The sequence below is a fragment of the Frankia sp. CcWB2 genome (assembly GCF_977927585.1).
This window is the reverse complement of record NZ_CDWRCM010000068.1, coordinates 6,058-11,636: the sequence shown is the minus strand read 5'-3', so window position 1 is coordinate 11,636 and position 5,579 is coordinate 6,058. Positions and strand designations below refer to the sequence as shown.

Here is a 5,579-nt window from a genome sequence, read left to right as displayed (position 1 = left end):
GAGCCATGGTGTCGTGCAGGATGGGGTCAGCCGACCCGGCGTCCAGCGCTCTGCCGTACAGCGTCGCCAGCAGCGTCGCTTTCTTGCCCTGCAGGTGCGGCGTTGGCACGGGTGCCATGCTATGCCCGCGCTATGCCGGTCGTCCCGCGGGACGGCGCAATGCTGCAGCGGGACGCGCAATGCTGCAGGCTGGTTACGACTCTGCTTCACGGTACGGCCCGAATCCGGCGGCTGCACCCCCGACGGGGCAGACTAGGCGGCATGGCGAGTGCGTCCACGCCCCCCCCCGACCGCACCGGTGGCCTGCGCCTGCCGGTGACCGCCCCGTCGGCGGAGGGCGAGGTGGTCGAGCTCTGTCGGGAGATGCTCCGCTTCGAGTCGGTTAACCGTGGCAACGGCGACGGCAACGAGCGTCCGATCGCGGAGTACGTCGCGGCGAAGCTCGCGGAGGTGGGCCTCGAGCCGACCCTGCTGGAGTCGGCCCCGGGCCGCACCAGCGTGGTGACCCGGGTGGAGGGGGCGGATCCCTCGCGTGCGCCGTTGCTCGTCCACGGTCATCTCGACGTGGTGCCGGCGGATGCCAGCGAGTGGCGCCTGCCGCCATTCGCTGGCGAGGAGGCCGACGGCTGCCTGTGGGGCCGGGGCGCGGTGGACATGAAGGACATGGACGCGATGACCCTCGCGGTCATCCGCGACATCGTCCGCACCGGCCGCAGGCCACCCCGGGACCTCGTCGTCGCCTTCGTCGCGGACGAGGAGGCCGGCGGTGCCCTCGGGGCGCGCTGGCTCGTCGAGAACCATCCCGACCTGTTCGCCGACTGCTCTGAGGCGATCAGCGAGGTCGGCGGGTTCTCCTACACCGTCTCCGACGACCTGCGCCTTTACCTCATCGAGACGGCGGAGAAGGGCATCGCCTGGATGAAGCTGACCGCGGCCGGCCGGGCCGGCCACGGTTCGATGATCAGCGATGACAACGCGGTGACGGCGCTGTGCGAGGCGGTGGCGAGGCTCGGCCGGCACACCTTCCCGCTGGTCATGACCCCGACGGTCCGGGTGTTCCTGAACTCCCTCGGGGAGGCGCTCGGCATCGAGTTCGACCTGGACGACCTGGAGGCGACCGTCGCGAAGCTCGGCCCGATCGCCCGGATGATCGGCGCTACGCTGCGTAACACCGCCAACCCGACCCAGCTCGAGGCCGGTCATAAGGTCAACGTGATCCCGGGCGAGGCCACCGCCTACGTCGATGGTCGCTATCTGCCCGGTCAGGAGGAGGAGTTCATCCGCCAGCTCGACGAGATCCTCGGGCCGGACATCCGTCGCGAATGGGTCGTCCACGACCAGGCGTTGGAGACCAGCTTCGACGGCGCGCTGGTGGAGGCGATGGCCACGTCGCTGCGCGCCGAGGACCCGATCGCCCGGGCCGTGCCCTACATGCTCTCCGGCGGTACGGACGCGAAGTCCTTCTCCCGGCTCGGCATCCGCTGCTTCGGGTTCTCCCCGTTGCTGCTGCCGCCCGACCTGGACTTCTCCGGCATGTTCCACGGGGTGGACGAACGGGTGCCGCTCGACTCGCTGCGCTTCGGCGTCCGCGTCCTCGACCGCTTCCTGCACGCATCCTGACCCGGACCTCCTGACCCGAACCTGCCGGTACGGCTTGACGAGATGCCACCGTCCGCGCGCGGAGCACCATCCGCGTATGCGTCATCGTTAATGCATGACATGATGGGGGTATGGCTGGCGATCCGCTGTCCAGCATCGGCGTCGGAGTTCCGGTGGGCGTCGGAGTTCCGGTGGGCGCAGACGCGGACCACCCCCCGGCTACCTACGCCTATCTCGTGCAAGCCAGCCGGGACGGCAGTGTGTGGATCGCCGATCGGGCCGAGCCGTCCGGGGGCATCGAGGTCAGCGTGTTGTCCGCGCTGGAGGTCGCCCGGCAGGTTCTGCGTCGCCGGTTCGTGCAGCTGCGGGCCGACGACAGCGCCCATTGGCGCGATCACTGGTTCCGGGCCGACGTCTGGACGGTGGGGCGGCCCCGGCAGGCGGATACCGGCGACGCGGGAGCCGACGCCACCGGAGCCGACGCCCCCGGAGTCGAGGTGCCGGCCGGATGGGCATTGTCGGGACGGCATCTGCAGACCCGGGGGATCGCTCCGGACGTGGTCGAGGTGCGCACGCCCTCCCAGGTCCGTTGCCAGGTGGGCGGCTGTCAGGCGGGCAGATAACCGGGCAGGCCGCCGGGGCGCCGACGGCGGCGCAGCACCACCCGCCGGGAGCCATCCGGGAACAGCCGCAGGCGTTCGAGCTCCCAGTGGCCGAACTCGGCGTGCATCGTGAGGATCTGGACGGCTGCCCGGCAGTCCGTACCCGGCGGCAGGTACAGCCGCTGGTACTCCAGCTCTACTCCATCCAATGCGGCCTGACCTCGTGGTTGCGAGCGGAGGATGACCGGCTGCGCGTGGCGTGGTGCGGCGTGGGATGGCGACCGATCATCGTGCGGTCCCCCTCTACGTTAATCGTTTCGCCATCTTCTGGAAGGGCTTCTGGAATCGCTCGCGAGATGATGCGGGCCCATGCGCCATGTACCCACCGACGCGCGGCCGGCGGTCAGGGCACGTAGGAGAGGGTGAAGGCCAGCGTCGCGTAGAGGGTCATCGCGGCCGTGGTGGCGGCGAGTGTGAACGTGAAGATCTCCCGCCGGCCGGTGACGAGCGCGGCGACCAGCAGGAACGGGAACGCCCCGTAGACGTACCGCTCGGCGGAGTCCAGGTTGCTGCCGGTCAGCACGGCCGCCAGGACCAGGGCGCTCCACACCGGGTACGACACCGGCAGCCGGCGCGCCATGACCACCAGCCCGACGAGCGCCAAGAGCAGCCACGGCACGTGCAGTGCCGTGCCCAGCTCGCCGGAAAAGGCGCCCCGAGCCGCGTCCCACAGCACTGCCAGCGGGTTCGAGCTGCTGCCGTGACGTGCCGCGTCGCGCTGCAGCGTGAACGGCGCCAGCCCGTCACCGTAGGAGTGCGCCGACCACAGCAGGTAGATGCCGGCGCCGGCCACCGGGGCGAGCACGGCGAGCAGCCGACGCAGCCCATCATGGGCGGTGAGTGTTCCAGCCGTAGGCGTGGTGGTCGGCGTGCTGGGGCTGGGGCTGGGGCTGGGGCCGAGCCGGCGGACGAGCGGCCAGGGCAGCCCCCGGGCCGCCTCGAGAAGTACCGGCACCGCGAGGACCAGACCGAGGGGGCGACACAGGCCGCCGAGCAGACCGGCCACGGCCGCCAGCTCCCAGCGTCCGCTGCGGGCACCGAGGAACACCGCCACGGCCAGCAGCCCGGCGAGTCCCTCGGCGTACCCCATGACCAGGACGAAGGCGGGCGGAGCCAGCGCGGCGAGCCAGATGAGCCGGGTGGTCGCCTCCGGGGCGAACCCCTCGAACCGGGCGAGCCCCACCAGCAGCAGCGCGAAGACCAACGCGCACACGTTGACCACGACCAGGAGCACGACACCGACGTGGGCGTCGGCCCCCGGCAGCTTCGACAACCCCCGCACGAGCAGCGGCAGCAGGGGAAAAAACCGGCGGCTCTCGGCCCCGGCGCCGCTGTACCCGACCTCGGCAATCGTCTGGTACCACCCGGCGTCCCAACCGAGCAGGTCGGTGGTGCTCAGCTGCGCGCCCTGCTGCCCGCGGGCATCGTCGGCGATATACCTGGTCAGCGCCAGCGCCGCACCGACCGCCAGCCGGGCCGCGAGCCAGGCGAGCACGACCTCGCGCAGCTGCCAGCGGTCCTCCCAGCGGGTGGCCGCATGCCGGCCGCCCATGCCGCCACCTACCCGATGATCATCCGGAAGGGCCTCGGTCGCGGTCAAGAGGCCCGGAACCGCAGCAGCGCGTAGTTCTCGTAGCCCCTGGCCGGCAGACCCTGCTTCATGACCTCGTCCGCGAGTGGCCGGGCCTCCTGCAGGGTGGTGCGCACCACCGTGCACAGCTCCTCGTAGGTGCGGTACGACCCGGAACCGGCGAGGAAGACGGTGTGCTCCGGACCGGCCTCGGCGAGGGCGCGCCGGGCGATCGCGACCCCGTCGGCTGATTCGTTGCGCTGCTCGTAGTCGGCCCAGTCGACCCGGTCCGGCGGTGCGTAGGTCGGCACGACGTACACCTTCATCCAGTTCGGCACGGTACGGGCGAGGCCTGGTCCGAGCTGGTCCGGGCAGACCAGCATCACATCACCGGGCCGGGCGATCCGCTCGAGGACCTGCGCGGCCTCGGTGGCCTGGCTCCGCTCCCGGTGGATGTCGGAGGTCCCGGCGAGCAGACCGGTCAGGGCCGCGACGGCGACCACTCCGTGGAACACCCGCCGATCGGTGATGATCGTCGCGCCGAGCCCGATGACCAGCAGGAACGGCACGAAGGCGGTGGCGGTGTACCGGTCGGCCCAGGCGTTGCCGACCACCTTGCCCGCCGTCACCGCGACGACGAGCGTGCCGGTGGCCAGCAGGAACAGGGTCCGGCCCGGTTCGAGACCACGCAGGTCGAGAAGGATGAACCGGCCACCCGCGGGCCGGCCGGCGATGCCGGCGGCGGCGAGACCGGTGACCAGGAACAGCAATAGGCGACCCAGGGTCGTCGGGCCGCCGGCCCACTGGCCGTAGGCGTGGGAGATCGCGGCATAGCTGGCGGGCTCTCCCCAGGGGGTGCCGGTGTGGGTGAGCTGGTCGAAGAAGTCGGGCAGCCACGGGGCGAAGACCAGCCCGCCACCGACGATGCCGAGCAGCCCGAAGACCGGCCCCCGCCGCTGCGGGGTGAGGAAACGGGTCGGCGTCCGGTGACTGTGGGGGGCGCCCCGGCCCCGGCTTGCCGGACTTGCCGGACTTGCCGGGCTTCCCGGGCTTCCCGGGGCGGAACGGTACCCGGGTACACCCGCGCTACCCGGCACACCCGCTGGGTCCGCCGCGCCCGCGCCCTCGCCGCGCCGGATCTGGCGCTTGACCCACCACGGACGGGCCACCAGCAGCAGGACCAGCCACGTTCCGACCGTGAGCAGCAGGTAGAGGCACCAGTAATGGGTCAGCGCCAGGCCTCCCGCGCAGAGCGCCAGGGCGATCGCCGATCTGATCGACGGTGCCCGCAGGACGCGTTCCAACGCCAGCCCACCCAACGCGGTGAGCAGCACGATGAGGCTGTACATCCGGGTCTCGGTCCCGAAGTACAACGCGAACGGCGACGTGAGGTACAGCACGACGCTGACCCGCGCCGCTCGCTCGCCGACCACGCGGCGGGCGAGCAGGAACAGCGGCCACGCCGCACCAATGTTGATCAGCGCGGACAGGGACCGGACCGCGAAGGTGCCCTCGCCGAACGCTTTGATCCAGCCGTGGAGCACCAGGTAATACAGCGGCGGTGAGCCGTCCTGTAGCAGGCCGTCCCACATCGTGAAGGCCGACCCGCGCAGGGGCAGGCGGGCGATGGCGACGCTCTGCGCCTCGTCCAGCCAGAGTGCCTGGCTGGCGGTGAACCGCACGATCACCGAGACGGCGAGGAGTACCCCCACTACCGCGGTGAAGATCCGTCCCGTACGGCCGGATAC

General features: G+C 71.4%; 5 protein-coding genes. 2 read left to right on the top strand and 3 right to left on the bottom strand.

The window, feature by feature from the left end; genetic code table 11:
* Window positions 1–261 precede the first annotated feature (261 nt).
* Window positions 262–1,620: a M20/M25/M40 family metallo-hydrolase gene (locus tag ACY45C_RS09570; protein WP_462187270.1), complete on the top strand. Its 1,359-nt coding sequence runs from the start codon at window positions 262–264 to the stop codon at window positions 1,618–1,620.
* A 110-nt stretch (window positions 1,621–1,730) separates the two neighbouring features.
* Complete coding sequence (locus tag ACY45C_RS09565; RefSeq protein WP_462187269.1) at window positions 1,731–2,222, top strand: hypothetical protein; 492 nt, start codon at window positions 1,731–1,733, stop codon at window positions 2,220–2,222.
* Here ACY45C_RS09565 and ACY45C_RS09560 read toward each other — a convergent pair.
* The 3 genes from ACY45C_RS09560 to ACY45C_RS09550 all read right to left on the bottom strand — a co-directional run.
* Window positions 2,207–2,410: a DUF5703 family protein gene (locus ACY45C_RS09560; RefSeq protein ID WP_462187268.1), complete on the bottom strand. Its 204-nt coding sequence runs from the start codon at window positions 2,408–2,410 to the stop codon at window positions 2,207–2,209. The genes ACY45C_RS09565 and ACY45C_RS09560 overlap by 16 nt on opposite strands.
* A gap of 194 nt (window positions 2,411–2,604) precedes the next feature.
* Window positions 2,605–3,813 carry a hypothetical protein gene (locus tag ACY45C_RS09555; RefSeq protein WP_462187279.1) on the bottom strand — a complete coding sequence of 403 codons (1,209 nt, stop codon included), beginning with the start codon at window positions 3,811–3,813 and terminating at the stop codon, window positions 2,605–2,607.
* A gap of 44 nt (window positions 3,814–3,857) precedes the next feature.
* On the bottom strand, window positions 3,858–5,579 hold a 1,722-nt coding region (locus tag ACY45C_RS09550), incomplete at its 5' end, for a glycosyltransferase family 39 protein (protein ID WP_462187267.1).

Coding starts and splice junctions, on each gene's coding strand:
- ACY45C_RS09570 (WP_462187270.1), top strand. CDS start 262: ATGGCGAGTGCGTCCACGCCCCCCCCCGACCGCACCGGTGGCCTGCGC.
- ACY45C_RS09555 (WP_462187279.1), bottom strand. CDS start 3,813: ATGGGCGGCCGGCATGCGGCCACCCGCTGGGAGGACCGCTGGCAGCTG.
- ACY45C_RS09565 (WP_462187269.1), top strand. CDS start 1,731: ATGGCTGGCGATCCGCTGTCCAGCATCGGCGTCGGAGTTCCGGTGGGC.